This window comes from Nocardiopsis deserti (assembly GCF_008638355.1).
In the GTDB taxonomy this organism is placed as follows: domain Bacteria; phylum Actinomycetota; class Actinomycetes; order Streptosporangiales; family Streptosporangiaceae; genus Nocardiopsis; species Nocardiopsis alborubida.
The window spans coordinates 187,629-210,903 of the sequence record NZ_VWVS01000001.1 but is presented as its reverse complement, the minus strand read 5'-3'; the positions used below and the strand labels follow the sequence as shown (position 1 = coordinate 210,903).

Here is a 23,275-nt window from a genome sequence, read left to right as displayed (position 1 = left end):
GCCGCGAAATGGAACGGGCTCTGGTAAGCGGTGAGCGTTGGATGGGCTGAGGGTTCCCGACGAACAGCGGCACCAACGGCGGGAGCCACTGGCGGAGGGCGACCAACGCCTGGGGTGCGGGGGTGGTGGGGCTCTGCTGCGTCGGCACCAACGGCAGGCGGACCCTCCAGTCTTGGGTGGCGCCCCGGGCTCCTGTGGTCGAGGTGGGCGACGGTGGCACCAACAGTGAGCGACCATTCTGGTTGCGCCTTTTCGGGCGGCTTTCGGGTCGCCGTAATTGTGGCCTGCCGATCATGGGCGGATCTCCGAGAAGAAAGCCAGAAAGGTAGGAAATCCAGGGCTGTGAATAGTGGAATAATGGCGGGCTCTGGCTTATAATAAGAGGTATGGAGATGATGCTTGCAGCGCCCGACGCGGCCCCCGGGGAATGCTCCCCGGTCGTGGCCGCGCTGGCCGTTGCGCGCGAGATCATCGACCAGGCATGGAGCGGGGAACTGCCGCCCGGAGCGGACGAGGCCGCCGCTGAGGAAGTCGCCGCCCTGTGGGCGCAGCTGGAGAAGATCCGCTTGCGCGCGTTGGTGCGGATGGCGGGTTTGTACGCGCGGGGCGAGGTGGGCCGCTACAGCGGTTACTCCACGTTGGATAAGTGGATCACCCACCAGTGCAAGGTGCCTGCCGGTCAGGCGAAGGATTTGGTGCGTTTGGCCCAGCACGTGCATGAGGAGACCTTGCCTGCCACCGCCCAGGCCTTGGAGGAAAACACGGTGGCCTTGGGTGAGGCGGTGGCGATCGCCAAGGCCACCGATAAAGCCGTCCAGAACCGGGATGAGGACCACTTTCCTGACGAGCAGGGGTACCGGGGCGGGTTTGAGTCGGCGTTGGTGGCCGCGAAGGTCGAGCGGCCTGCGTTGTCGGTCAACCAGCTTCGGTCGGTGGCCCGCCAGGTCGCCTACCGGTTGGACCCGCACCGCCTGGACCGCGACCACGAGGCCGCCCATGCCGGGCGTGGCCTGAGCGTGCACGACACGTTCCAGGGCAGCTACCAGTTGCAGGCCTGGGGAGGCAGTGGGGACGCGTTGGTCGTGCGCGCGGCCATCGACACCTTCACCACCCCGCCTTCGGACGAGGACACCCGTACCCGGTCTCAGCGTGAGCATGACGCGCTCATCGCGGCACTGCGCTTTGCCACCACCCACACCGGATGCGACAACGCCCCTGCCCCGCTCGCGCAGATCCGCCTCCTGGTGCCGGTGCAGACCTACCTGAACGCCGAAGGCCAGGAGAGGCCCGCTCTGGACGAGCGCGGCCGCGTCATTCCGGCCGGGGTGGTCCACGAACTCGCGGGGGACGCCGAGGTGGTGCGGGTGCTCACCGCACCCCCCACCGGACAGGTATTGGATGTGGGCCACAGCCGACGGTTGGCCTCAGCCCGACAGCGCACCGCCGCCTTCCACGGACACAGCACGTGTGCGCACCCGGGCGGATGCGAGGTGCCGGTCTCGTTCTGCCAGGCCGACCACGTCACCTCGTTCTCCCGGGGCGGGCGCACGGTGGTGGCGAACCTGCAACCGCTGTGCGGCCCGCACAACCGGGCCAAGTACCAACGCGAACTGCGCACACACCAACACCGAGGACGAGAACGGCACCACCCGCCCGGCGGGGACCCGGACCCACCGCCCCGGGCATGACCCCCGGCCGTGCCGAGCCCTGGCATGCCCGCGCCCGACATGCAGCCCGCGCCCCGCACCCACCGTCGTCGCTGCCACCGTCGCCCACCCCCACCACCGGGGGTCGGCACCGCTGCCCGAGGCCGGAGGGCCCGCTCGCCTTTGGTGCCAACGCAGCAGAGGCCCACCACCCCCGAACGCCCACCGTTGAACGCCCTCCCACACCACTACGTGGCAGCCGGTGCCGCAGGAGCGAGCGACCACGCGCGCACAGCAAGCGTTGACCGCCCTCCCGGAGTCGCTCCCGCCGTTGGTGCCAACGCAGCAGAGACCGGCCATCTCCCGCCCCCGGGTGTTGGTCGCCCTCCCGCGCCCACGGCCGGTCCAGGGTTCTCCCTGCAACGACGCCAGGAAGCGCACGTCAGGAAGTGGCCGCCAGGAAGCGCACGTCAGGAAGTGGCCGCCAGGAAGCGCACGTCAGGAAGTGGCCGCCAGGAAGCGCACGTCAGGAAGTGGCCGCCAGGAAGCGCACGTCAGGGAGTGGCCGCCTCCGACGCGTGCAGCTTCTCGATCCACCGGCACACGGCCTCGGCGGTCTCCCGGGGTTCAGCGCTGCTGGTGTCCAGCAGGTCGACCGGGGGCTCCAGGTGCGCGGCCTCGGACTCCACCCAGGCCGCGTACTCCAGCGTCTCGGCGATCCGTTCCTCGTCCCACTCGCGCCAGGCGGGGCGGGCCCGCAGGCGCCCTGCCAGGACGCCGGGCTCGCAGGTCAGCGCGAGGTAGTGGACGCCGGTGAACAGGGCGCGCTCGGGCAGGTGCTCCAGCTCCGGCGGCACCACCGTGCCGCACAGCACGACGGGCCGTCCGCTCTGCTGGACCATGGCCGCGGTGCGCAGCCAGGTGGAGCGGAACAGCCGGTGGTGGTCGGCGGGGTCGCGGAGTCCACCGACCCACAACAGGTCCTGTTCCAGGACGACGAAGCGGTCGCGGAGCCGCTCCAGCAGCACTCCGGCGATGGTGGACTTGCCGGTGCCGCTGGGCCCCGACACGCAGTACAGGGGCAGGCGCAGGAACGGGCGGGTGCGCTGGCAGAAGGCGCAACGCAGCACGGAGACCCCCGCAGCGGTGTCGGGGGTCTCGTCCCATTCCCCGCAGTGGGTACAGATCAGCGGGTGCACGGGTTGCTCGATCAGGTTGTCGGAACGGCTCGGCTCAGTCGAAGAATCCCTCGAGGAAGCTCTTCTTGCGGCGTCCGCCGTAGCCGCGCGGGGAGTCGGGGTAACCGCCGTGACCGCCGCGGTAGCCCTTGGGGGAGTCGGGGTAACCGCCTCGGCCGCCGCGGTAGCCCTTCGGGGAGTCCGGGTAACCGCCGCGGTGCTGCTGCGGGTAGCCGTGGGGCGGAGCCTGGTGGGGGTCGGGCGGCGGCGCGACACCGTAGTGCCGCTGCTCGGCGTTCACGACCCGCTCCAGTTCACCCCGGTCGAGGAAGATGCCCTGGCATCCGTCACACCGGTCGATGTGGACGCCCTGGCGGTCGAACGTGCGCATGGTGCTTTGACACTTGGGACAGATCACGAAACGACATTACTCGATTCTTGTCAGAAGCGGGTAAAGAGGTCGCCAACCAAGCCCGCCCGATCGGACCCGACCGACCGGACCCGCCGCCTCCCCGCGGCGGGCCGGGCAGATCCCCGTTCCGGGCGCTCCCCCCTACTCCGGGGAGGCCAGCATGAGCGAGCGGGCGGCCTCGGTCACGCTGCCCGACAGCGACGGGTACACCGAGAAGGTGTGCGCGATGTCGTCCACGGTCAGGCGCTGCTGGACGGCGATGGACACGCCCAGGATGAGCTCGCTGGCGCGCGGGCCGACGATGACCCCGCCCAGCACGATGCCGGTGTGCTGGCGGCAGATCAGCTTGACGAAACCGTCCTTGACCTCGTTCATCTTGGCGCGCGGGTTGGTGTTGAGCGGCAGGGTGACCGACCGGCCGTCGATCCGGCCGCTGCGCACGTCGTCTTCGCTGGCGCCCACGGCGGCCAGCTCGGGGTGGGTGAACACGGTGGAGGCCACGGTGGAGAGCTTGAGCGGGGACACGGCCTCACCGAGCGCGTGCCACATGGCGATGCGGCCCTGCATGGCGGCCACGGAGGCCAGCATGTTCACGCCCGTGCAGTCGCCCGCGGCGTACACGCCGGGGACGGTGGTGCGCGAGACCCGGTCGACCTCGACGAAGCCGCCGCCGCCCAGGCGGACACCGGCCTCCTCCAGACCCAGGTCCTGGGTGTTGGGGATCATGCCGACCGTCATCAGGCAGTGGCTGCCCTCCACGGTGCGGCCGTCGGAGAGGGTGACGAGAACGCCGTCGTCGGTGCGCACCACCGACTCGGCGCGGGTCTTGTTCAGGACGGTCATGCCGCGGCGCATGAAGACCTGCTCCAGCACCTCGGCGGCGTCGGGGTCCTGGGTGGGCATGACGCGGTCGCGCGAGGAGACCAGGGTGACCTGGGAGCCGAGGGACTGGTAGGCGCTGGCGAACTCGGCGCCGGTGACGCCGGAGCCGACCACGATCAGCCTCTCCGGCAGCTCCTCCATGTCGTAGAGGTGGCGCCAGGTGAGGATGCGCTCGCCGTCGGGCCTGGCGGAGGGCAGCTCCCGGGGGTGGGCGCCCGTGGCGATGAGGACGACGTCGGCGCGCAGGCGCTGGTCGCCCACGGCGACGATGTGCGGGTCGACCAGCCGGGCCTCGCCGCTGATCACCTCCACGCCCTCCTTGACCAGGCGGGCGCGGGTGTCCTCGGACTGGGCCTGGGCCAGGAGCTTGATCCGGGAGTTGATCCGGTCGGTGTCCACCCGGACCGCGTCCTCGTCCTGGGCGTCGCGGATGCGGATGCCGAGGCTGTCGGACTCGCGTACGTACGTGGTGCGGGTGGACGTGGCGATCAGGCTCTTGGAGGGCACGCAGTCGGTGAGGACACAGGCGCCGCCGATGCCGTCGCGTTCCACCACCGTCACGTCCGCGCCGAGCTGCGCGGCGACCAGCGCCGCCTCGTAGCCCCCGGGTCCGCCACCGATGATCACGACCTTCGTCACGCTGCCTCACTCCCTCTGCGGCCTGGCCGCCACGCGCGTCCCCGGTCCGGGTGATATGCGGGCATGGCGCGGCACCACCTGTTCTCGTCGCTTGTTCCCATTGTCGGCCATGCCGACCGGGGGAAATAGCAGGCACCCCGGGCCAACCGGTCTACGATGGCCCCGTGTCCATCTACGCGGCGTACGGAACCAGTCTCCACCCCGGGCAGATGGCCCGGCGGGCCCCGCACTCCCCCCTGATCACCACGGGCTGGTTGGAGGGTTGGCGTCTGACCTTCGGAGAGTGCCTCCCCGAGCCCGGGGGCGCGCTGGCGACCCTGGTCGAGGACGCGGACCGACGGGTCTTCGTGGCCCTGTACGACCTCATGGAATGGGACGAACCCCACTTGGACTTCTGGCAGGGGGCCCTGGAGGAGTCTCGCGGGGGTCAGCGCCGTCTGCGGGGCGTGTCCGAGGACGAGTACGAGGAACTGCGGCGCAGCCGGGCGCTGTGGTCGGTCGCGGGCGACGGACGGGCCTACCGCAAGGTCACGGTGCGCGCCCGGACGGCGGACCGCGGCGTGGTGACGGCGTGGGCCTACGTACTCGACGGCTACGAGGGCGGAATGCCCTCGGCGATCCAGCTGGGCGAGCTGGCGGTGGCCGCCGAGAAGGCCGGGGCGCCCGACTGGTACGTCTCCGACCTGCTCGCCCGGGAGTGCCTGCCCACCGAGCTGTGACCGCTCCCCTCCCCGAAACCCCCGCGCGCGCCGCCCGGCGGCCCGCGGGAACACACGTGCGCACGCTCCCGGACGCCGCGGTCACGCGGAGGTAGCATCCGTCGTGTGATGCAACCAGAGCAGCAGCCGAGGACGGTCGGCGAGGCCGGGGAGATGGCGGCCGACGCGGCGCGCGAACTCCTGTCCCGTACCGGGGCCGACAGCTTCGACGCGCTGGTGGTGCTCGGCTCGGGCTGGGCGGGCGCGGTGGACACGCTGGGCTCGTACGACATCGAGCTGGACGTCACCGACCTGCCCGGCTTCCACGCGCCCGCCGCCGGGGGGCACTCCGCCAAGGTCCGCAGCATGTGGGTGGGCGACAAGCGCGCCATCGTGTTCATGGGGCGCGTCCACCTCTACGAGGGCCGCGGCCCGCTGGAGGTGGCCCACGCCGTCCGCACGGGCGTGGCCGCGGGCGCGGGGACCGTCGTGCTGACGGGTGCCGCCGGGTCGCTGCGCACGGACTTCGCCACGGGGCAGCCCGTGGTGGTGCGCGACCACATCAACCTGACCGCCCGGTCGCCGCTGGTCGGGCCCTCGTTCGTGGACCTGACGTCGGTCTACAGCCCCCGGCTGCGGCGGGCCGTCCAGGAGGCGGACGCCTCGGTCCCCGAGGGCGTGTACGTGTGCACGACGGGGCCGCAGACACAGACCCCGGCGGAGCTGAAGGTGTTGCGGCAGGCGGGCGCGGACCTGGTGGGCCACTCGATCGCCCTGGAGGCGGTCGCGGCGGTGGAGGCGGGCGCCGAGGTGCTGGGGCTGGTGGTGGTCAGCAACGACGCCGTGGGGGCGGTGTTCGAGCCCTTCGAGGCCGAACGTGCCCTGGAGGTGGTCACGCAGCGGGCCCGCAGGCTGGGCGAGCTGCTCAACAGGGTCCTCGGCCAGGCCTAGGAACCCAGCCCTGGGAACCGTGGGTGGGGCGCCTCCGACCGGACCCGTCCGGTACCGGCGTGGCGAGCGTACACCCCGAGGCCTTGGGGTGGACGGTACCGACCGGGTTCCGGTCGGAGGCGGTGCTTGCCCCGGCGCCCGCGTCGCGCGGAATCCCCGCAGATCCCGTTGGACTCGCGACCTGGGCACCTTGTACTTCCGTTATTCAGTTGAACCGCGCGCGTCACCCTCGGGGGAAGTTCCGGGTGGACGGCCATCCGCGCGAAGTCGTCCGCCCGGAACACTCTCCCTTAGGCATGCCTTACCTAACCAGAACTCGGGGGGCGCGTCAACCCCCGACACGGCGGACCCGGCCGCCACACGGGGGTGGGGCCGGGCCGGATCCGGGAGGGAAAGCACTCAGGCCAGCAGGAACACCGCCACGAGCAGGGCCGCGGTCGCGCCGACGACCACGATCACCTCCAGGGGGACCATGGTCTGGGGCTCGTCCTCCGCGCCCAGCGCGGCGGGGCCCGCCTCGTCCACGTCCCTGACCGGCCCGCTGAGCGGGCGCGCCTTGTGGCGTTCGGCGTCCTGGCGCAGCTGCCGGGCCGCCAGGTCCACCGGACGCGTGGAGGCGGAGTCCTCGTCGTCCGGGTCGAGGAAGCCCCCCTCCCTGCGCATGTTGTCGCGGACCCGCTGGCGCTTGGTCTCGCGCAGCGGCCACGAGCGCACCACTCCCCCCGGCGTGTGCACCCGCAGGACGTCGGTGACGTCCACCCAGAGCACCGCCGCCCACGGCACGAAGGTCTCGCGCAGCGGGTTGACCACCCGCAGGCCGCGCTCGGTGGAGACCACGCGCGGGCGGAGCCAGATCAGGTGGACCGCGGAGACGGTCGCGATCAGCAGCGCCCCCGCGATCCAGGCCTGGCGGCCCTCGCCGCGCAGGAGCACGTCCACCAGCAGCAGGGCGGCGACCACGATCCACGCGATCGCCGCCACCCGCGTGAAGGTGGAGTAGTGGGTGGTGGGGTTGGGTCTGTCCATCAGGAGGTCGTCCACTTCAGCTGGGCGAAGCCGGGCTTGATGACCCCGTTGATCAGTGCCAGGCGCTCGTCGAAGGGCAGGAAGGCCGACTTCATGGCGTTGACCGTGAACCACTGGAGGTCGTCCCAGCCGTACCCGAAGGCCTGGGAGAGCCGGGCGAACTCCTCCGACAGACTGGTGCCGCTCTGGAGGCGGTTGTCGGTGTTGACGGTGACGCGGAAGCGCAGGTCGTGCAGGAGCCGGATGGGGTGGTCCGCGATGGACTCCGCGGCTCCGGTCTGCACGTTGGAGCTGGGGCACATCTCCAGCGGCACCCGCTTGTCGCGCACGTACTGGGCCAGGCGGCCCAGCCTGGGGGCGCCGCCGCCCTCCGTGTCGATGTCGTCGATGATGCGCACGCCGTGGCCCAGGCGGTCGCACCCGCACCACTGGAGGGCCTCCCAGATGGAGGGGAGGCCGAACGCCTCGCCCGCGTGGATGGTGAAGTGGAAGTTCTCCCGGCGCAGGTACTCGAACGCGTCCAGGTGCCGGGTGGGCGGGTTGCCCGCCTCGGCGCCCGCGATGTCGAACCCGGACACGCCCGCGTCGCGGTAGCGGACCGCCAGCTCGGCGATCTCCGAGGAGCGCGCGGCGTGGCGCATGGCGGTGACGAGCTGGCCGGTGCGGATGCCGCGCCCCTGGTCTGCGGCGCGCTTCTCGCCGAGTTCGAGGCCCTCCTGGACGGCCTCGACGACCTCCTCCAGGGTGAGCCCGGCCTCCAGGTGCTGTTCGGGGGCGTAGCGCTGCTCGGCGTAGACCACGCCGTCGGCGGCCAGGTCCTCCGCGGCCTCGGCGGCGACCCGCACCAGGGCGTCACGGGTCTGCATGACCGCCGTGGTGTGCGCGAACGTCTCCAGGTAGCGCTCCAGCGAACCGGAGTCGGAGGCCTCGCGGAACCACCGCCCCAGTTCCTGCGCGTCGTAGGTGGGCAGGCCGGTGTAGCCGGTCTCCCGGGCCAGTTCCACGACGGTGGCCGGGCGCAGCCCGCCGTCGAGGTGGTCGTGCAGCAGTACCTTCGGCGCCCGCCGGATCTGGTCGACTGTGAGTGGCTGGTTCATGGATTCAGGATGCCACCAGCTGGGGAGGCGCCCTGACAGGCGGGCGCGGGTCGCCGGATCAGGCGGACGGGGCGGTACGCGGGCGGGGAGCCGGTCGGTGCTATGCGCTCGTGCGCGCTGGGGTCCGCCGCCGTCCGTGCGCACGGCGGCGCGGGGCTCCCCGCCCCTGCTTCCCGCGGCCCGCTCAGGCCATGGCCTCCTCGGTGTCCACGCGGGTGTCGCGGCGCGAGCTCTCCCACAGCGCCGTCAGCGCGGTGGTCACCATGAAGCGGGTGCCCGTGCCGATGGCGCGCTCGTCCACGTCGAAGGTGCCCCGGTGCAGGTCCAGCATGGGACCGTCCCAGTCCGGGGAGTGGGTGCCCAGACGGGCCAGCGCGCCGGGGACGTGCTCCAGGTACCAGGCGAAGTCCTCGCCGCCCAGGCTCTGGGGGGTGGAGGCCGCCGCCTCGGGACCCAGCGCGGCGGTGACGGCCTCGCGCATGACGGCCACGCTGGTCGCCTCGTTGATGGTGGGCGGCACGCCGCGCCGGTAGGTCACCTCGGCCTCGGCGCCGTAGGAGGAGGCCACCGACTCCACCAGCCCCTTGATGATGTCGGGGGCCGCGTGCCAGGCCTCGTCGTCCAGGCACCGCACGGTGCCCTCGGCGACCGCGTCGTCGGGGATGACGTTGGGCGCGGATCCGGCGCTGATCCTGCCCCACACCAGGCTGAACCCGGCCCGGGGGTCGATCCGCCGCGACAGCGCGGCGGGCAGCTCGGTGACGACCTTGCCCAGGGCGTAGACGAGGTCGGAGGTCAGGTGCGGGCGCGCGGTGTGCCCGCCCGGGCCCGACAGGCGCACCATGAGCTGGTCGCAGGCGGCGGTGATGCCGCCCGTGCGCAGCCCGACCCGGCCCTCCATCAGGCGGGGGTCGCAGTGCAGGGCGAAGATGCGGTCCACGCCCTCCATGGCCCCAGCGTTGATCACCTCCACGGCGCCGCCGGGGAGTTCCTCGGCGGGCTGGAAGATGAGCCGGACCCTGCCCGGCAGCGCGCCCGCCCTCTCCAGCTGCGCCAGGAAGACCCCGGCCGCCAGCACGACCGTGGTGTGCACGTCGTGCCCGCAGGCATGGGCGACCCCCGGCACGGTGGAGCGGTAGGGGACGTCCTTCTCGTCCGTCAGCGGCAGGGCGTCGATATCGGCGCGCAGGGCCACCAGGGGACCGGCGCCGGATCCGATGTCGCAGACCAGACCGGTGCCCTGGGGCAGTTCCTGGGGTTCGAGGCCCACCCCGCGCAGGCGTTCGGCGATCCGCCCCGTGGTGCGGTGTTCGGCGAAGGCGAGTTCGGGGTGCATGTGCAGGTCCCGGCGGAAGCCGCTCAGATCCCGCCCGTGTCGCGCCAGGAAAGCGGTCAACTGCTCCGGCAGGTCATGTCCCTGCATGCGAGGGTCCCCTCTTCTCCACGTCTCAGCGCGTACCGGCTCCGTCGCCGGCACCGACCCTTGCGCGGGTGGGAGGACCGCCCTGGAGCTCGGCGGCGAGCATGTCCACGACGTCGTCGAGGGATCCACCCTCGGCGATGACCGCGCGCTGACGTTCGTAGGAGGCGCCCTTGTCCAGGATCTCGGAGATCAGGTCCAGGTCCTCGGCGCAACCCAGGCGGGTCGCGACCGGTTTCAGCTCGCGGACCAGCTCGTACAGGTCGTCGCGGAGCGGAACGGTGGTTCCGCGCGCGTCCGTGATGACACGAGCGTCGAGTCCGTAGCGGGTGGCACGCCACTTGTTGTCCTTCACCACCCAGGACGGCGGGCTGGGCAGACCGTACCCGCGGTCGAGCTGGTGATCGAACAGCTCCACCAGGCTCTGAGAGAGCGCGGCGGCCATTCCCACCTCGCGCAGGGTGGGAATACCGTCGAACATCCGGATCTCGATGGTGCCGAAATCAGGGTGCGGACGGATGTCCCACCACACTTCCTTGATAGAGGCGATGGTACCTGCCCGGAGAAGCGTTTCGAGGTATTCCTCGAAAGCCGCCCAGTGCGGAAGGTTCGGCGGCGGCCCCGCGGTGGGCAGCGTGCCGAAGATGACGGATCGGGAGGAGGCCAGGCCGGTGTCCTGGCCGCCCCAGAACGGGCTGGACGCGCTCAGGGCGAGGAAGTGCGGCAGGTAGCGCGTCAGGGCGTTGACCATGGGGATGGCCTTGTCCCTGTCACGCACGCCGACGTGGACGTGGACGCCGCACGTCAGGATGCGCCGGACCAGCCACTGCATCTGCTCGACCAGCTCGCCGTAGCGCTTGCCCGGGCTGAGCTCCTGGTCGCGCCAGTCGTCGATGGGATGGGTTCCCGAGCAGGTCAGCGTGGTCCCCCAGGGCGTGAGGACCTCCCTCATGCGGTCGAGGTTGCGGCCCAGGTCCCCCCTGGCCTCCTCGACGGTCTCGCAGATCCCGGTCACGACCTCCACCTGGGACTGCATGAGCTCGTGGCGCAGCGGCGGGGCGGAGTCGGAGCTGAGCTCGGGGAGTTCGGCGAGGAGCTTGGGCGCCTCCTGCCTCAGGTGCCGACTGCGCCGGTCGACGAGCTGGAGTTCCCACTCCACTCCGATCGTCGCGCGTTCGGACGAGTTGAATGCGATTCCCATCTGCCCTCCGAAGGGGGTGTTTGCCGACCGTCTCCGGCCGTCGCACCGTCGCGCCCCGGAGAACCGGTCAACCGGGACAGGGGAGGACTACCCCCCACGCACCGCACGCATACGGGACAATCGCCTCGTGTAATGCGAATTCCATGGAAAGAATTTCTGTTTCGGCCGCGCCGCCGGAACGCCTATCCGCGGCCGCCGCCGCGGCGGCGCAGCGCCCACGCCGCGGCGCCCGCGGCGGTCGCCGCCCCCAGCAGGGACAACGCCCCGGCCAGCGCGCGCCGGGCCCGGCCGCGCTCGGCCGCCTCCCGCACCGACACCCCCGGGCCCCAGTCCGGACGGGTCCAGTCCATGCCGTACTCCCCCGGCAGGGGCAGGGAACCGGTGTAGGGCGGCGGCATCGGCAGCCACGTGGCCGTCCACGCCGCGCTGAACATCACCAGGCGCATCACGAGGTTGATCCACACCAGCAGCCCCACCAGGACGGCGAAGGACGCGTAGACGGGGTTGCTGAGCGTCCCGGCCAGCAGCACCGCCGCCGCGGCCTTGAGGACCTCGAACCCGACCGCGCCCAGCAGGGCGCCCCGCCACATCATCCGCGTGGGCCGCCCGCTGCCCGACAGCAGCGCGAACGCCAGCACGAAGATCGCCATGTTGGCGCCGATCGCGATGGCCAGGGCCAGGGCGCGCAGGGACAGGTTGGCCAGGAGGGAGCCGTCCAGGCCCACCAGCCCGAGGAGCCACTGCGTGGCGGTCTGGGCGACGCTGGTGAAGGCCACCGCGAGCAGCAGCGCCGCGCCCAGGCCCAGCATGACCAGCAGGTCGACCAGCTTGCGCAGGAGGAGGTTGGGGCCCTCCTTGAGGTTCTTCAGCCAGATGGAGTGCAGTGCCTCGCGCAGCGCCGCCACCGCGTTCAGGCCCGCGTAGAGCAGACCGAGCGCGCCGATGACGCCGGCGCCCACGCGGGCCCGGGCGATCTCGTCGATGGGCAGTTCGCCGGACAGGCCCGGCAGGACGCCGTCCAGCGCCTGCTGGAGGTAGTCGCCCACCTCGACCTGCACGGCCGCGAGGTAGCCGACCGCGGCGAAGGCCAGCGCCAGCAGCGGGAAGAAGGACAGGAAGGCGAAGTAGGTGACCGCCCCGGCCAGCTGGTTGCCGTTGCGGTCGGCGTAGCGCTCGTAGGCCCGGACCAGGTGGTCGACGGCGGGCCTGCGCCGCCGCAGCTCCCAGTACGTGTCCATGCCCAGGTTCCGGTAGTGCCTGCCGGTGTCCCTGGCCCGGTCCAGCGCTGCGGCCACGCGGCCTCCCTCTCCGTCTCCCGTGTCACCCGTGTCCTACCCCGCGTGGCTCCGCGGTCACCGGTGGCCCGCAACCGTAGCGGTGCCGCGCTTCCCCGTGAAGCCTCCGCTCCGGGTTCGGCGGCGAGGCCCCCGTAACGGGACGAAGCACTTCGCCGGGGGTGATCACGGACACGTCCGGGCCTTGGGCAGACTTGGGGTCGGAAGTCCATCCGGAGAAGGGGGCCTCGGTGGGGGGCGCGGGGGCGCGGCTGCGTGCCGTGTTGGGTGTGCGGTCGGCGGGTCCTCGGGGGGCGTGGCCCGAGGAGGCGCCGGACGCCGACGCACTGGTCAGGAGCTTCGAGACGCGGTTCGGGACGCCGCCCGAGGGCGTGTGGCACGCGCCCGGGCGCCTGGCGGTCATGGGCGAGCACACCGCGGCCAGCGCGGGGGTCGGGCTGTACGCCGCCCTGCCCTGGGGCGTGACGGCCGCCGTGGGCCCCGCGCCGGACCGGGGCGTGCACGTGGCCGCACCGCACCGCCCGCTGCGCCCCCGGGAGGCGGCGGCGCGGGCCGTGGCCGGGGCCGTGGCCGACGCGCGCCGGGCGGGCGTCCTGGGCGGTGACACGGGCGTCCGCGCGGTGCTGGGATCGGACCTGCCCGAACACGCCTCCCTGGGTTACGCGGCCGCCGTGGGCGCGGCGGTGGCGCTGGCCCTGGCCGACCTGGGCGGCGGTCCGCCGCCCGAGGGCGCCACCGCCGACCAGCGGGTGGCCCTGGCGGCCCGCCCCGGGTGCGCGGTCCGGGTGAACCTGAGGACCCTGCGCACCACCGTGCTGCCGTTCGACCTCGCCGAGGCCGGGCTGCGGCTCGTGGTGGCGGACACCGGCGCCCTGCCCCGGCGCGACCTGCGCGCGGCCCGCTCCGCCGAACTGGAGCGCGCGCAGCGGACGCTCGGGCCGCTGCGCGCCGTCCAGGACCTGTCCGGGGCGCTGGCGAGCCTGCCGGACCCCGTGCTGCGCCGCCGGGTCGAGTACGCGGTGACCGAGGTGCACCGGCTCAACGCGGCCGTGGGGCTGCTGCGCGCCGGGCGCTTCGGGGAGATCGGGCCGGTCCTGTCCGCCTCCCACCTGTCCCTGCGCCGCTTCGGTCTGCCCACCCCGGAGGTGGAGCTGGCCGCGGAGACCGCCGCCCGGGCCGGGGCGCGCGGGGTGCGGATGTCCGGCTGGGCCGGGACCGTGCTGGCCCTGGCCGCCCGGGAGCGCGTGGAGGGGATCGGCGAGGCGCTGGCCCGGGAGTTCCGCGCCGACGGGCGGGTCCCTCCGCGCGTGCGCGCCGCCGTGCCCTCCGCGGGCGCCCACCGGCTGCGCTGACCCGCTCGGGCCGGGCACCGGCCTGGAACGGCCGGGCCGGGAGCGTTGCTGGTGTGACGCAAGCTGTCTGATCTGCGGCGATGGAAGCCGAACGGTCCGACGGGCGCGGGACCCCGGGTACCGTGCGGAGGCGGTCTCGCGGCCGGTCCCTCCGGGCCCCGGAGGCCGAAAAGAGACATCCCGCCGAACCCCGCTACCCTTTTCGCGATCACACAGGGTGGAAGTAAGCGACGAGGCGATCCACGACGCTGAGCAGATGGGCGATGCGATGGCTGACCGACGGAACCGGGACGACCCCGGTCGCACCGGCGAGCACGACAGACCGGGCGTGTTCCGGCGCGGCGGGACCCCTGGCAGGCCGGACGAGTTCGAGAAGCTCTACCGCCCGCGCGAGTCCGAGCAGAGGGTGGTCGGCGAGACACGTCGGCTCCCGCCCGCCGAGGACGTGCCCCCGGCGCGGCCGAGGCGGCCCCAGCAATCCCAGAGGTCCCAGAGGTCCCGGCGCACCCACAGCGCCGGGCGCGTCTACGACGGCCGCGGCATCGAGCGCAGGCGCAAGGAGCGCAAGCGCAGACTGGCCACCACCATCACGGTGACCGTGCTGGCCCTGGTCCTGGTCCTGCCCCTGGCCTTCGTCGGCGGGTTCTACGTGTACGCGAACTCGCGGCTGGAGCGGGTGGAGGCCCTGCTGGACTACGAGGGCCGCCCGGACGGGCAGCCCGGCACGACCTACATGATCGTCGGCTCCGACAGCCGTCAGGGCCTGTCCGAGGAGCAGATGGACGAGATGGCCACCGGCTACGCCGAGGGCCGCCGGACCGACACCATCATGGTGCTCTACATCCCCGACGACGGCGACCCCGTCATCGTCAGCGTCCCCCGTGACTCCTACGTCCCCCTCGCCGTCCCCGGCTACGCCGACAACAAGATCAACACCGCCTTCGCCGACGCCGTGTGCGGCACGAACGACGCGGGCGAGGAGGTCTGCGGTGGCCCCGCCCCCCTCGTGGAGACCTTCGAGCGCGCCTCGGGCGTGTACATCGACCACTACGTGGAGATCGGCATGGGCGGCTTCGTCGACATCGTGGACGCGGTCGGCGGCGTCGAGCTGTGCCCCGAGGAGGCCATGGTCGACCCCAAGGCCGGGCTGGACATCGAGGCGGGCTGCCAGATGATGGACGGCGGCACCGCCCTGGGCTACGTGCGCACCCGCGCCACGCCGCGCGCCGACCTGGACCGCATCGCCCGCCAGCGCGAGTTCTTCTCGGCGCTGGTCCAGACGGCCAGCGCGCCCTCCACCCTGTTCAACCCCTTCGAGTCCGTCCCGCTGGTGCTCGCGGGCACCGACACCTTCATGGTGGACGAGGGCGACGACCTGCGGCACCTGGGCAGCATGCTCCTGGCGATGCGCGGCGGTACGCAGACCACCGCGATCCCGGTGGGCCAGACCCCCACGCTGGACGGGGTCGGCTCGGTGGTGGTCTGGGACGAGGTCCGCTCCGAGGAGATGTTCGGCGCCATGCGGGCCGGGGAGCCGATCCCCGAGAGCGCCTTCCAGGAGTAGGCCGGACGCCGGACCGCCGCGGGTCGGGGGAGAGCAGGCGGTCCGGGGAAAGGCGAAGGGCCCGTCGCCGAAGCGACGGGCCCTTCTTCGTGACGTTCCGTACTGTGCGCGCCTACCCCCCAGCGGGCGCACGGCCGGCACGTCGGTCATAGTGGCAGAGGAGCCGAAACCCGCTCTGGCCTGCCGGTTCTCACCGGCACGTCTCCACAATAGGTCAAAGCTCGCTTAAGGTGCGAATCCTGTGCACGTGGCCTATGTCGCACCCTCGGGCCTCTGCGGTGATCCGGCGTTGCCATCCTCCCACCGCGGACCCGCGTATGTACGCCGAACACGGGAAACACGCCGGGAAACTTTGGTCGACCGCGGGCCCAGAACCCCGCGAACACCGCGTTTGCGACAACCGGACCCGCCCGAAAGCGGGTTGTGCCCCGCCCCGGACACGGCGAAGCCCGGCCGCCCCTGGGGGCGGCCGGGCGTGACCGAGGTCTCACCCGGACGGCCGGGATCAGGACCGTCCGGGCTCCGCCCGGCCCCGCGCACCGCCGCACGGGCGGAGCGCAGGGGCTCAGGCCAGGCGCTTGGCGAGGTTCTCGTCCAGAGCGGCGAGGAACTGCTCGGTGGTCAGGAACTCCTGGTCGCCGCCGACGAGCAGCGCGAGGTCCTTGGTCATCTGGCCGCCCTCGACGGTCTTGATGACGACGTCCTCCAGCGTGTTGGCGAACTCGACGACCTTGGGGGTGTTGTCGAGCTTGCCCCGGTGCTCCAGGCCGCGGGTCCACGCGAAGATGGAGGCGATCGGGTTGGTGGAGGTGGGCTTGCCCTGCTGGTGCTGGCGGTAGTGGCGGGTCACCGTGCCGTGGGCGGCCTCGGCCTCGACCGTGCGGCCGTCCGCGGTGCGCAGGACGGAGGTCATCAGGCCGAGGGAGCCGAAGCCCTGGGCGACGGTGTCGGACTGCACGTCACCGTCGTAGTTCTTGCAGGCCCAGACGTAGCCGCCCTCCCACTTGAGCGCGGCGGCGACCATGTCGTCGATGAGGCGGTGCTCGTAGGTCAGGCCCGCGGAGTCGAAGCGGTCCTTGAACTCGCTCTCGAAGACCTCCTGGAACACGTCCTTGAACATGCCGTCGTAGGCCTTGAGGATCGTGTTCTTGGTGGACATGTAGACCGGGTAGTTGCGGTCCAGGCCGTAGTTCAGGCTCGCGCGCGCGAAGTCCTCGATGGACTTGCGGAAGTTGTACATGCCCATCGCGACGCCGCCCGCCTCGGGGAAGTTCGCGATGTCGAACTCGACCGGCTCGCTGCCGTCGGCCGGGGTGTAGGTCATGGTGACCGTGCCGGGGCCGGGCACCTTGAAGTCGGTGGCCTTGTACTGGTCGCCGTGGGCGTGGCGGCCGATGATGATCGGCTTGGTCCAGCCCGGGACCAGGCGGGGCACGTTCTCGCAGATGATGGGCTCGCGGAAGACGACGCCGCCGAGGATGTTGCGGATGGTGCCGTTGGGCGACCGCCACATCTTCTTGAGGCCGAACTCCTCGACCCGGGCCTCGTCCGGGGTGATGGTGGCGCACTTGACGCCGACGCCGTGCTCCTTGATGGCGTTGGCCGCGTCGACGGTGATCTGGTCGTCGGTGCGGTCGCGCTCCTCGATGCCCAGGTCGTAGTACTTCAGGTCGACGTCGAGGTAGGGAAGGATCAGACGGTCCTTGATGAAGGACCAGATGATCCGGGTCATCTCGTCGCCGTCGAGCTCGACTACGGGGTTCTCGACCTTGATCTTGGCCATGGCTGTGTGGCTGTCCCTTCAGTCTTCGCTGCCGCCTCGTGCGTCGCGGACCCGCGTCCGGCTCGTGGCCGGCGCCGGTCCGCGCACCCGGCGGTCCACCGGTCCCGCCCGGGGTCCGTGCTCCCCGGGGAGGCGGTGGCTTCTCGGTGTCGCGGTATCTCGACGTCAAGCTTATTCGACGCCTAGGCGGACAGTTGCGGCGCCACCCATGCCAGCACGATCAGCAGGACCGCGAGGGTGGTCAGGGTGAGCAGGTCGATCCACCGGCGGCGCACGGCGAGCATGCCGACCCAGTCCCGGGGCAGGAGCACCCGGAAGGTCGCCGCCAGCAGCAGCGCTCCCGCGATGATCGCCGGTCCGCGCTTGAAGTAGGCCGCGGCCACGACCACGATCCCCGCCGCGAGCGCCGACATGACCAGGAAGTAGGGCACCTGCGAGAGCCAGTACGGCGCCTCGGGCCCCTCCTCCCCTGCGGTCCGCCCGCGCGCGACCTCCCCGGAATCCTCCCCGGAGTCGTCGCCGGGCTCCGGCCCGTCGGGGCCGTCCCCGTCCGGTGGGCCCCCCTCGGGAACCCGCCCGCCGCGGGCCGCCTCGCCGGGTGCCCTCGCACCGGGTGCGCCCTCGTCCGCGTCCGCCAAATCCGCCTGCCCCGCCTTGTCCACCGCGTCCCGACCCGTTCGGTTACGAATGTGCTTGGCCGCCTCGCGGCTCGTTCACGGTCTTCTCCCGGGAACTGGCACGGACCGGCCATCCGTCGAGGACTGGCTGTCCGAAAACCGAACACCGCTCCGGAGGCTCACGTCCGTGAGGGTTTCGGCGGCGCCGCGCGGGAAGCGAGGCTTCCCGTCCGGGAGAGACAGCGCCCATTGTAGTGATCCGTATCGCCGGCTCCTCAGGGCTCACGGAAACGGACCCGCCCCGGCCCCGACAGCCCGTGACCGTTTCCCGCTTCCGGTTCGGCCACAGAGCCGTATTTGCACGCCTTATCCGTCTAACTCCGGAGTAAGCGCGTAGAACGCTTACCGCCCGGGTAACCAAGGTGGAGATGAGTGCACCGGTGAGCGAGGACCACCCCCATGAAGCCCACTCCACGCGTAGACCGAACCGTCACCCCCCGACAGCCTCCCCTCCACCACCGTCGCCCGCACCCCCACCGGCAGCGCCACCCCAGTCCGGGAGGAACCACCGTGGACGGGCCCTACCTCCGCGTCGAAGAGACCGGGGACATACGCCAGCTCGCCGGTGAGGTCACCACGGTCGGCCGCGGGGAGGGCGCCGACATCCGGCTGAACGATCCGAGCGTCTCCCAGCTGCACGCCGAACTGGTCCGCCGCGGCCCCTACGTCTACGTGGTGGACCTGGGCCTGTCGCGCAACGGGACGCGCGTGAACGGCCGCCCCATCGCCCGCCGGGTGCTGGAGGAGGGCGACGTGGTGAGCTTCGGCACCGCGCGCTGCCGGGTCGGCGGGCTCCCCAAGGAGCAGATCAGCCCCGACATCGAGCTGCGCCGCGGTGCCGCCCCCGAGCTCACCCGCCGGGAGCTGGACGTGCTGACCGCGCTGTGCCAGCCCGCGCTGTCGGAGGAGGCCTTCGTCGCCCCCGCCACCGCCCGGGACATCGCCGAGGCACTGGTGGTCACCGAGGCGGCGGTCAAACAGCACCTGTTGCGGCTGTACCAGAAGTTCCGCATCCCCGAGGGGCAGAACCGCAGGACGCGGCTGGCCAACGAGGTCGTGGCGCTGGGCCTGGTACGGCCGATGCCGATGGGCGGACCGGCTCGCAAGGCCAGCTGAGCGTTCCCGGCCCCGCCGGAGGGGTCCTCCGCCAGCGGTCGGGTCGAGGTCGGCTACTCGGTGTGAGCGGTTTCGGCCCGTGTGTGACACCGGAGCCGTTCCGGGCGCGGTCAGCGCGCCCGCGGGCGGCGGAAGGTCCGGCCCCGGGCAGACCGCCGGGGGCGGCAGCGGGCGGGCCCGTGCCCGCCCGCCACAGGCACCGCCGTGCCCGCCCGGTGTCCGGGCCCCGCCTCGGACGGGGCCCGGAGAGGCACGGCTAGAGGGCGGCGGCCTGCCGCTCGGCGGCCTCCACCACGTTCACCAGCAGCATCGCCCGGGTCATCGGGCCCACGCCGCCGGGGTTGGGCGACAGGTGCCCGGCCACCTCGGCCACGTCGGGGACGACGTCGCCGACCAGGCCCGACTCGGTGCGCGAGACGCCCACGTCCAGCACCGCGGCGCCCGGCTTCACCATGTCCTTGGTGATCAGCCCCGGCACACCGGCACCGGCGACGATGATGTCCGCGCGGCGCGTGTGCTCGGCCAGGTCCCGGGTGCCGGTGTGGCACAGGGTGACGGTGGCGTTCTCCGACCGGCGCGTCAGCAGCAGGCCGAGGGGACGGCCCACGGTCACGCCCCGCCCGACCACGACCACCTCGGCGCCCCTGAGCGGCACGTCGTAGCGGGTGAGCAGCTCCACGATGCCGCGCGGGGTGCACGGCAGCGGCGCCTCCTGCATCAGCACCAGCCTGCCGAGGTTGGAGGGCTGGAGGCCGTCCGCGTCCTTGACCGGGTCGATCAGGCCCAGCACGCGGTTCTCGTCCAGGCCCCTCGGCAGCGGGAGCTGCACGATGTAGCCGGTGCAGGCCGGGTCGGCGTTGAGCTCGTGGACGGCCTGCTCCACCTGCTCCTGGGTGGCGTCGGCGGGCAGGTCGCGGCGGATGCTGGCGATGCCCACCTGCGCGCAGTCGCGGTGCTTGCCGCGGACGTAGGAGTGGCTGCCCGGGTCGTCGCCGACCAGGACGGTGCCCAGACCGGGGGTGACGCCGCGGTCGTGCAGCTTCGCCACCCGCTCGGAGAGCTCCTCACGGATGGACTTCGCGACGGCCTTGCCGTCCAGAACGATCGCGCTCATGCGTGTGTCTCCTCGCTCAGTGGAAGAAGTGCCGGGTCCCGGTGAGGTACATGGTCACCCCGGCCGCCTTGGCCGCGGCCACGACCTCCTCGTCGCGGACCGAGCCGCCGGGCTGGACGACGGCGCGGACCCCCGCCTCGGTGAGGATCTCCAGGCCGTCGGGGAAGGGGAAGAAGGCGTCGCTGGCCGCCACGGACCCGGTCACCCTCTCGCCCGCGCGTGTGACCGCCAGGCGGGCGGAGTCCACGCGGTTGACCTGCCCCATGCCCACGCCCACGGTGGCGCCGCCGGAGGCCAGGAGGATGGCGTTGGACTTGACCGCGCGCACGGCCTTCCAGGCGAAGGCCAGGTCGGCCAGGGTGGCCTCGTCGGCGGGCTCGCCGGTGGCCAGGGTCCAGGTGGAGGGGTCGTCGCCGGGGGCGTCGATCGCGTCGCGCGACTGCACCAGCAGGCCGCCGCTGATCTGGCGGTGCTCCACGCCCGCGCCGGAGCCGGAGCCGTCCGCCACGAGCAGGCGGATGTTCTTCTTGCGGCTGAGGACCTCCACGGCCGCGGGCTCGAAGGCGGGCGCGACGACGACCTCGGTGAAGATCTCCGCGATCTGTCCGGCCAGCTCCTCGCCGACGGGGCGGTTGGTGGCGATGACGCCGCCGAAGGCCGACACCGGGTCGCAGGCGTGCGCCCTGCGGTGGGCCTCGGCGTTGTCGGCGCCGACGGCGATCCCGCACGGGTTGGCGTGCTTGATGATGGCCACGCACGGCTGGTCGAAGTCGTGGGCGGCGCGCAGCGCGGCGTCGGCGTCCACGTAGTTGTTGTAGGACATCGCCTTGCCGTGCAGCTGCTCGGCTCCGGCCAGGCCGGTCTCCGGGGCGCCCGCGACGGTGTACAGCGCCGCCTTCTGGTGCGGGTTCTCGCCGTAGCGCAGCACGTCCCTGCGGCTGTGGACGGTGCCCAGGAAGCCGGGCCAGCCCGTCTCTGCGGCCTCCTCGTCGGGGGCGTAGTCGGCCGCGAACCACCCGGCGACGGCCGCGTCGTAGGCGGCGGTGTGCTGGAAGGCGAGCCCGGCCAGGCGCTTGCGCTGCTCCAGGGTGAAGCCGCCGTCGCGGACGGCCTCCAGGGCGGCGTCGTAGCTGCCCGGGTCGACCACGACCGCGACGCTGCCGTGGTTCTTGGCGGAGGCGCGCACCATGGCGGGGCCGCCGATGTCGATCTTCTCGATGCAGTCGGCCTCGGAGGCGCCGGAGGCGACGGTGTCCTGGAAGGGGTAGAGGTTGACCACGACCAGGTCGAAGGGGGCGATGCCCAGCTCCTTGATCCTGGCGACGTGCTCGGGGTTGTTCCGGTCGGCCAGGAGTCCGGCGTGCACGGAGGGGTGCAGCGTCTTGACGCGGCCCTCCATGATCTCGGGGAAGCCGGTGACGTCCTCCACGGGGGTGACGGGGATGTCGGCGGCGCGCAACCGCGCGGCGGTGGAGCCGGTGGAGACGATCTCCACCCCGGCCTCGGCCAGGCCGATGCCCAGCTCCTCCAGACCGGTCTTGTCGTAGACGCTGATCAACGCACGCCTGATGGCCTGCTGGGTCACCGGTTCTCCTTCGTGTCGGTCGCGTCGGTGACGCGCTGCTCGGTGCGGCCGAACCGCACGTGCCTGCCGTCGATGGTCCAGCCCTCGCGGGCGAGCCTGCCGACCGTGTCGACCAGCATCGTCCGCTCCACGGACTTGATGCGCTCGTGGAGGCTGGCTTCGTCATCGCCGTCCTCGACGGGTACCGCCACCTGGTCGATGATCGGACCGGAGTCGACGCCCTCGTCGAGGAAGTGGATGGTGGTGCCGGTGACGCGGACACCGTGGGCGAGCGCGTCACGCACGGCGTGCGCGCCGGGGAAGGAGGGCAGGAGCGCGGGATGGATGTTGACCGCCGGGTGGCTGCCGATCACGGCGGGGCCGAGGATGCGCATGAAGCCCGCGGAGACCACCAGGTCGGGACGGTGCTCGTGGATGCGCTCGGCCATGGCGGCGTTCCACCGCGAGCGGTCGGAGTAGTCGCGGAAGGGGACGACGAACGCGGGTACCCCGGCCTCCTCGGCCAGTTCGACGCCGCGGGTCCCCTCGCGGTCGGAGCCGACGGCGACGACGGTCGCCCCGTAGGCCGGGTCCCTGGCCGCGTCCAGCAGGGCGGCCATGTTGCTGCCCGTGCCCGATATGAGGACCACCACTCGCGCGGACAATGCTTCTCCCATTGTGTAGAGAACGGTGCGAGAGCCGCCTCCCGCCTCCGGGGGCGCCGGGGGACGGCGCAGCATCCGGATCTCGCGTATGCCGGTCCGGGGGTTCGGCGCGCGCGCCGGACCGCGCCACCCCGCCGCAGGCGCGGTGTGTGACGCACGCCAGCCCATGCCATCGCGCCGAAGGCAGGGTTTGCGGGTGACCCGATCGTCCTCCGCCGCGCGGCCCCTGTCGGGCGTCCGTGGACCGGAGGCGTCCGTTGGGGGTGGCGGCGGGTGACGTGCGGGCAGCGGGCGCGCCCGCTGGGCCCGCCCGCGGTCACACCCTATCGGTCCAGGTAGCGTCTACCCACGGGGAGTGGGTGTTGGCCGGCCTGTGACGGGGGTCTCGGCGGCCCGCGGACCGGCGTGACCATGGACGACGGGTAGCCTCCGCGCAGCGGAGGCGACCACGGCGCCCCGAGGGGGCGCGCATAAGGAGTGAACCTTGACCGACAACAGCCCGGAGCCCCGGACCGAGGGGCAGCCGCCCAGAGCCGAACGCGGCGGCCTGTGGGGCCTGTTCTTCGGGGCGGCCGGCCTGCTGCTGCCGCCCTACGGGGTCGTGCTGTCCGTGTTCGGTGTCGTGCAGGGCTTCCGGGCGAGGCGGGCCGCGCGGGCCAACCGCACCGAGGCGCCGGGCGCGCTGATGAGCGTGGTCGTGGGCGTGCTGGGGATCGTGATGTCGCTGTCGCTGTTCGCGGTGGCCGTGGTGTACCAGGAGCAGATGGCGCAGTACCGGACCTGCTCGGCCCTGGCGCACACGGTCTCCAGCCAGAACGAGTGCGACGAGGCGTGGGAGTCCTCCACCGGCCTTCCGCCCACGGTGGTCCTCAGCTAGACCGTGACCACACGGGTTCGCCGGGCCCCTCCTCCGGCGTGATCTTGTACTTATGGCGAGGTTGGGCGGTCGAGTCTCGCTATAAGTACAAGATCACCGCAGGTCAAGACCCTCGTGT

At 72.4% G+C, this 23,275-nt stretch carries 20 protein-coding genes; 7 read left to right on the top strand and 13 right to left on the bottom strand.

Annotated elements, in window-relative coordinates; translation table 11 throughout:
- Positions 1-395: 395 nt before the first annotated feature.
- A complete protein-coding gene (locus tag FYW99_RS10645; RefSeq protein ID WP_150252239.1) occupies positions 396-1,688 on the top strand; it encodes an HNH endonuclease signature motif containing protein in 1,293 nt (430 codons plus the stop codon).
- A gap of 512 nt (positions 1,689-2,200) precedes the next feature.
- On the opposite strand, the gene FYW99_RS10640 is transcribed toward FYW99_RS10645, so the two are convergent.
- The 3 genes from FYW99_RS10640 to FYW99_RS10630 form a co-directional block, all read right to left on the bottom strand.
- Positions 2,201-2,845, bottom strand: coding sequence for an AAA family ATPase (locus FYW99_RS10640; RefSeq protein ID WP_150251863.1), 645 nt, complete (start codon positions 2,843-2,845; stop codon positions 2,201-2,203).
- 34 nt (positions 2,846-2,879) lie between these two features.
- A complete protein-coding gene (locus FYW99_RS10635; RefSeq protein ID WP_150251862.1) occupies positions 2,880-3,242 on the bottom strand; it encodes a TFIIB-type zinc ribbon-containing protein in 363 nt (120 codons plus the stop codon).
- Between the two features lie 135 nt (positions 3,243-3,377).
- Entirely contained in the window at positions 3,378-4,757 is a 1,380-nt protein-coding gene (locus tag FYW99_RS10630) for an NAD(P)H-quinone dehydrogenase (protein WP_150251861.1), read from the bottom strand.
- A 164-nt stretch (positions 4,758-4,921) separates the two neighbouring features.
- On the opposite strand from FYW99_RS10630, the gene FYW99_RS10625 reads away from it, so the two are divergent.
- Both FYW99_RS10625 and FYW99_RS10620 read left to right on the top strand, forming a co-directional pair.
- Positions 4,922-5,476 (top strand): gamma-glutamylcyclotransferase family protein, encoded by a 555-nt coding sequence (locus FYW99_RS10625; protein ID WP_190394620.1) that lies wholly within the window; start codon positions 4,922-4,924, stop codon positions 5,474-5,476.
- Between the two features lie 108 nt (positions 5,477-5,584).
- A complete protein-coding gene (locus FYW99_RS10620) occupies positions 5,585-6,406 on the top strand; it encodes a purine-nucleoside phosphorylase (RefSeq protein ID WP_394350357.1) in 822 nt (273 codons plus the stop codon).
- Positions 6,407-6,805: 399 nt separating this feature from the next.
- Here FYW99_RS10620 and FYW99_RS10615 read toward each other — a convergent pair whose 3' ends face one another.
- The 5 genes from FYW99_RS10615 to FYW99_RS10595 all read right to left on the bottom strand — a co-directional run bounded on the left by FYW99_RS10615 (position 6,806) and on the right by FYW99_RS10595 (position 12,445).
- Positions 6,806-7,432 carry a PH domain-containing protein gene (locus tag FYW99_RS10615; protein WP_190394619.1) on the bottom strand — a complete coding sequence of 209 codons (627 nt, stop codon included), beginning with the start codon at positions 7,430-7,432 and terminating at the stop codon, positions 6,806-6,808.
- The gene (locus tag FYW99_RS10610; RefSeq protein WP_150251858.1) at positions 7,432-8,529 is read right to left on the bottom strand and encodes an adenosine deaminase; all 1,098 of its coding nucleotides are present in this window, start codon (positions 8,527-8,529) and stop codon (positions 7,432-7,434) included. Before FYW99_RS10610 ends, FYW99_RS10615 begins: the two co-directional genes overlap by 1 nt.
- A gap of 184 nt (positions 8,530-8,713) precedes the next feature.
- A complete protein-coding gene (locus FYW99_RS10605) occupies positions 8,714-9,952 on the bottom strand; it encodes a M20 family metallopeptidase (protein ID WP_150251857.1) in 1,239 nt (412 codons plus the stop codon).
- Positions 9,953-9,977: 25 nt separating this feature from the next.
- Entirely contained in the window at positions 9,978-11,150 is a 1,173-nt protein-coding gene (locus tag FYW99_RS10600; RefSeq protein ID WP_061082774.1) for a glutamate--cysteine ligase, read from the bottom strand.
- Between the two features lie 182 nt (positions 11,151-11,332).
- A complete protein-coding gene (locus FYW99_RS10595; protein ID WP_150251856.1) occupies positions 11,333-12,445 on the bottom strand; it encodes a YihY/virulence factor BrkB family protein in 1,113 nt (370 codons plus the stop codon).
- Positions 12,446-12,675: 230 nt separating this feature from the next.
- On the opposite strand from FYW99_RS10595, the gene FYW99_RS10590 reads away from it, so the two are divergent.
- Positions 12,676-13,797 (top strand): galactokinase family protein, encoded by a 1,122-nt coding sequence (locus tag FYW99_RS10590; RefSeq protein WP_150251855.1) that lies wholly within the window; start codon positions 12,676-12,678, stop codon positions 13,795-13,797.
- Positions 13,798-14,065: 268 nt separating this feature from the next.
- The gene (locus FYW99_RS10585; RefSeq protein WP_150251854.1) at positions 14,066-15,361 is read left to right on the top strand and encodes an LCP family protein; all 1,296 of its coding nucleotides are present in this window, start codon (positions 14,066-14,068) and stop codon (positions 15,359-15,361) included.
- Between the two features lie 565 nt (positions 15,362-15,926).
- On the opposite strand, the gene FYW99_RS10580 is transcribed toward FYW99_RS10585, so the two are convergent.
- Together FYW99_RS10580 and FYW99_RS10575 are read right to left on the bottom strand one after the other, a co-directional pair.
- The gene (locus tag FYW99_RS10580; protein ID WP_017564068.1) at positions 15,927-17,144 is read right to left on the bottom strand and encodes an NADP-dependent isocitrate dehydrogenase; all 1,218 of its coding nucleotides are present in this window, start codon (positions 17,142-17,144) and stop codon (positions 15,927-15,929) included.
- A 182-nt stretch (positions 17,145-17,326) separates the two neighbouring features.
- Positions 17,327-17,806 (bottom strand): DUF3017 domain-containing protein, encoded by a 480-nt coding sequence (locus tag FYW99_RS10575; protein WP_150251853.1) that lies wholly within the window; start codon positions 17,804-17,806, stop codon positions 17,327-17,329.
- A 525-nt stretch (positions 17,807-18,331) separates the two neighbouring features.
- On the opposite strand from FYW99_RS10575, the gene FYW99_RS10570 reads away from it, so the two are divergent.
- A complete protein-coding gene (locus FYW99_RS10570; RefSeq protein ID WP_017564066.1) occupies positions 18,332-18,937 on the top strand; it encodes an FHA domain-containing protein in 606 nt (201 codons plus the stop codon).
- A gap of 256 nt (positions 18,938-19,193) precedes the next feature.
- On the opposite strand, the gene FYW99_RS10565 is transcribed toward FYW99_RS10570, so the two are convergent.
- Genes FYW99_RS10565 through purN form a run of 3 tightly spaced genes read right to left on the bottom strand, consistent with a single transcriptional unit; the run spans position 19,194 to position 22,268 of the window.
- On the bottom strand, positions 19,194-20,051 hold the full coding sequence (locus tag FYW99_RS10565) for a bifunctional methylenetetrahydrofolate dehydrogenase/methenyltetrahydrofolate cyclohydrolase (protein WP_150251852.1): 858 nt from the start codon (positions 20,049-20,051) through the stop codon (positions 19,194-19,196).
- Positions 20,052-20,067: 16 nt separating this feature from the next.
- Positions 20,068-21,636, bottom strand: coding sequence for a bifunctional phosphoribosylaminoimidazolecarboxamide formyltransferase/IMP cyclohydrolase (gene purH / locus FYW99_RS10560; RefSeq protein WP_150251851.1), 1,569 nt, complete (start codon positions 21,634-21,636; stop codon positions 20,068-20,070).
- Positions 21,633-22,268: a phosphoribosylglycinamide formyltransferase gene (gene purN, locus FYW99_RS10555; RefSeq protein ID WP_150252237.1), complete on the bottom strand. Its 636-nt coding sequence runs from the start codon at positions 22,266-22,268 to the stop codon at positions 21,633-21,635. The genes purH and purN overlap by 4 nt, the downstream gene beginning before the upstream one ends.
- Before the next feature lie 496 nt (positions 22,269-22,764).
- On the opposite strand from purN, the gene FYW99_RS10550 reads away from it, so the two are divergent.
- Positions 22,765-23,157, top strand: a complete 393-nt coding sequence (locus FYW99_RS10550) for a DUF4190 domain-containing protein (protein WP_150251850.1) — start codon at positions 22,765-22,767, stop codon at positions 23,155-23,157.
- Positions 23,158-23,275 lie beyond the last annotated feature (118 nt).

Excerpts from the sequence above, each read along its gene's own strand:
- FYW99_RS10600 (WP_061082774.1), bottom strand. The coding sequence starts at position 11,150 with ATGGGAATCGCATTCAACTCGTCCGAACGCGCGACGATCGGAGTGGAG.
- FYW99_RS10585 (WP_150251854.1), top strand. The coding sequence starts at position 14,066 with ATGGCTGACCGACGGAACCGGGACGACCCCGGTCGCACCGGCGAGCAC.
- FYW99_RS10565 (WP_150251852.1), bottom strand. The coding sequence starts at position 20,051 with ATGAGCGCGATCGTTCTGGACGGCAAGGCCGTCGCGAAGTCCATCCGT.
- FYW99_RS10615 (WP_190394619.1), bottom strand. The coding sequence starts at position 7,432 with ATGGACAGACCCAACCCCACCACCCACTACTCCACCTTCACGCGGGTG.
- FYW99_RS10645 (WP_150252239.1), top strand. The coding sequence starts at position 396 with ATGCTTGCAGCGCCCGACGCGGCCCCCGGGGAATGCTCCCCGGTCGTG.
- FYW99_RS10580 (WP_017564068.1), bottom strand. The coding sequence starts at position 17,144 with ATGGCCAAGATCAAGGTCGAGAACCCCGTAGTCGAGCTCGACGGCGAC.
- FYW99_RS10605 (WP_150251857.1), bottom strand. The coding sequence starts at position 9,952 with ATGCAGGGACATGACCTGCCGGAGCAGTTGACCGCTTTCCTGGCGCGA.
- FYW99_RS10620 (WP_394350357.1), top strand. The coding sequence starts at position 5,585 with ATGCAACCAGAGCAGCAGCCGAGGACGGTCGGCGAGGCCGGGGAGATG.
- FYW99_RS10610 (WP_150251858.1), bottom strand. The coding sequence starts at position 8,529 with ATGAACCAGCCACTCACAGTCGACCAGATCCGGCGGGCGCCGAAGGTA.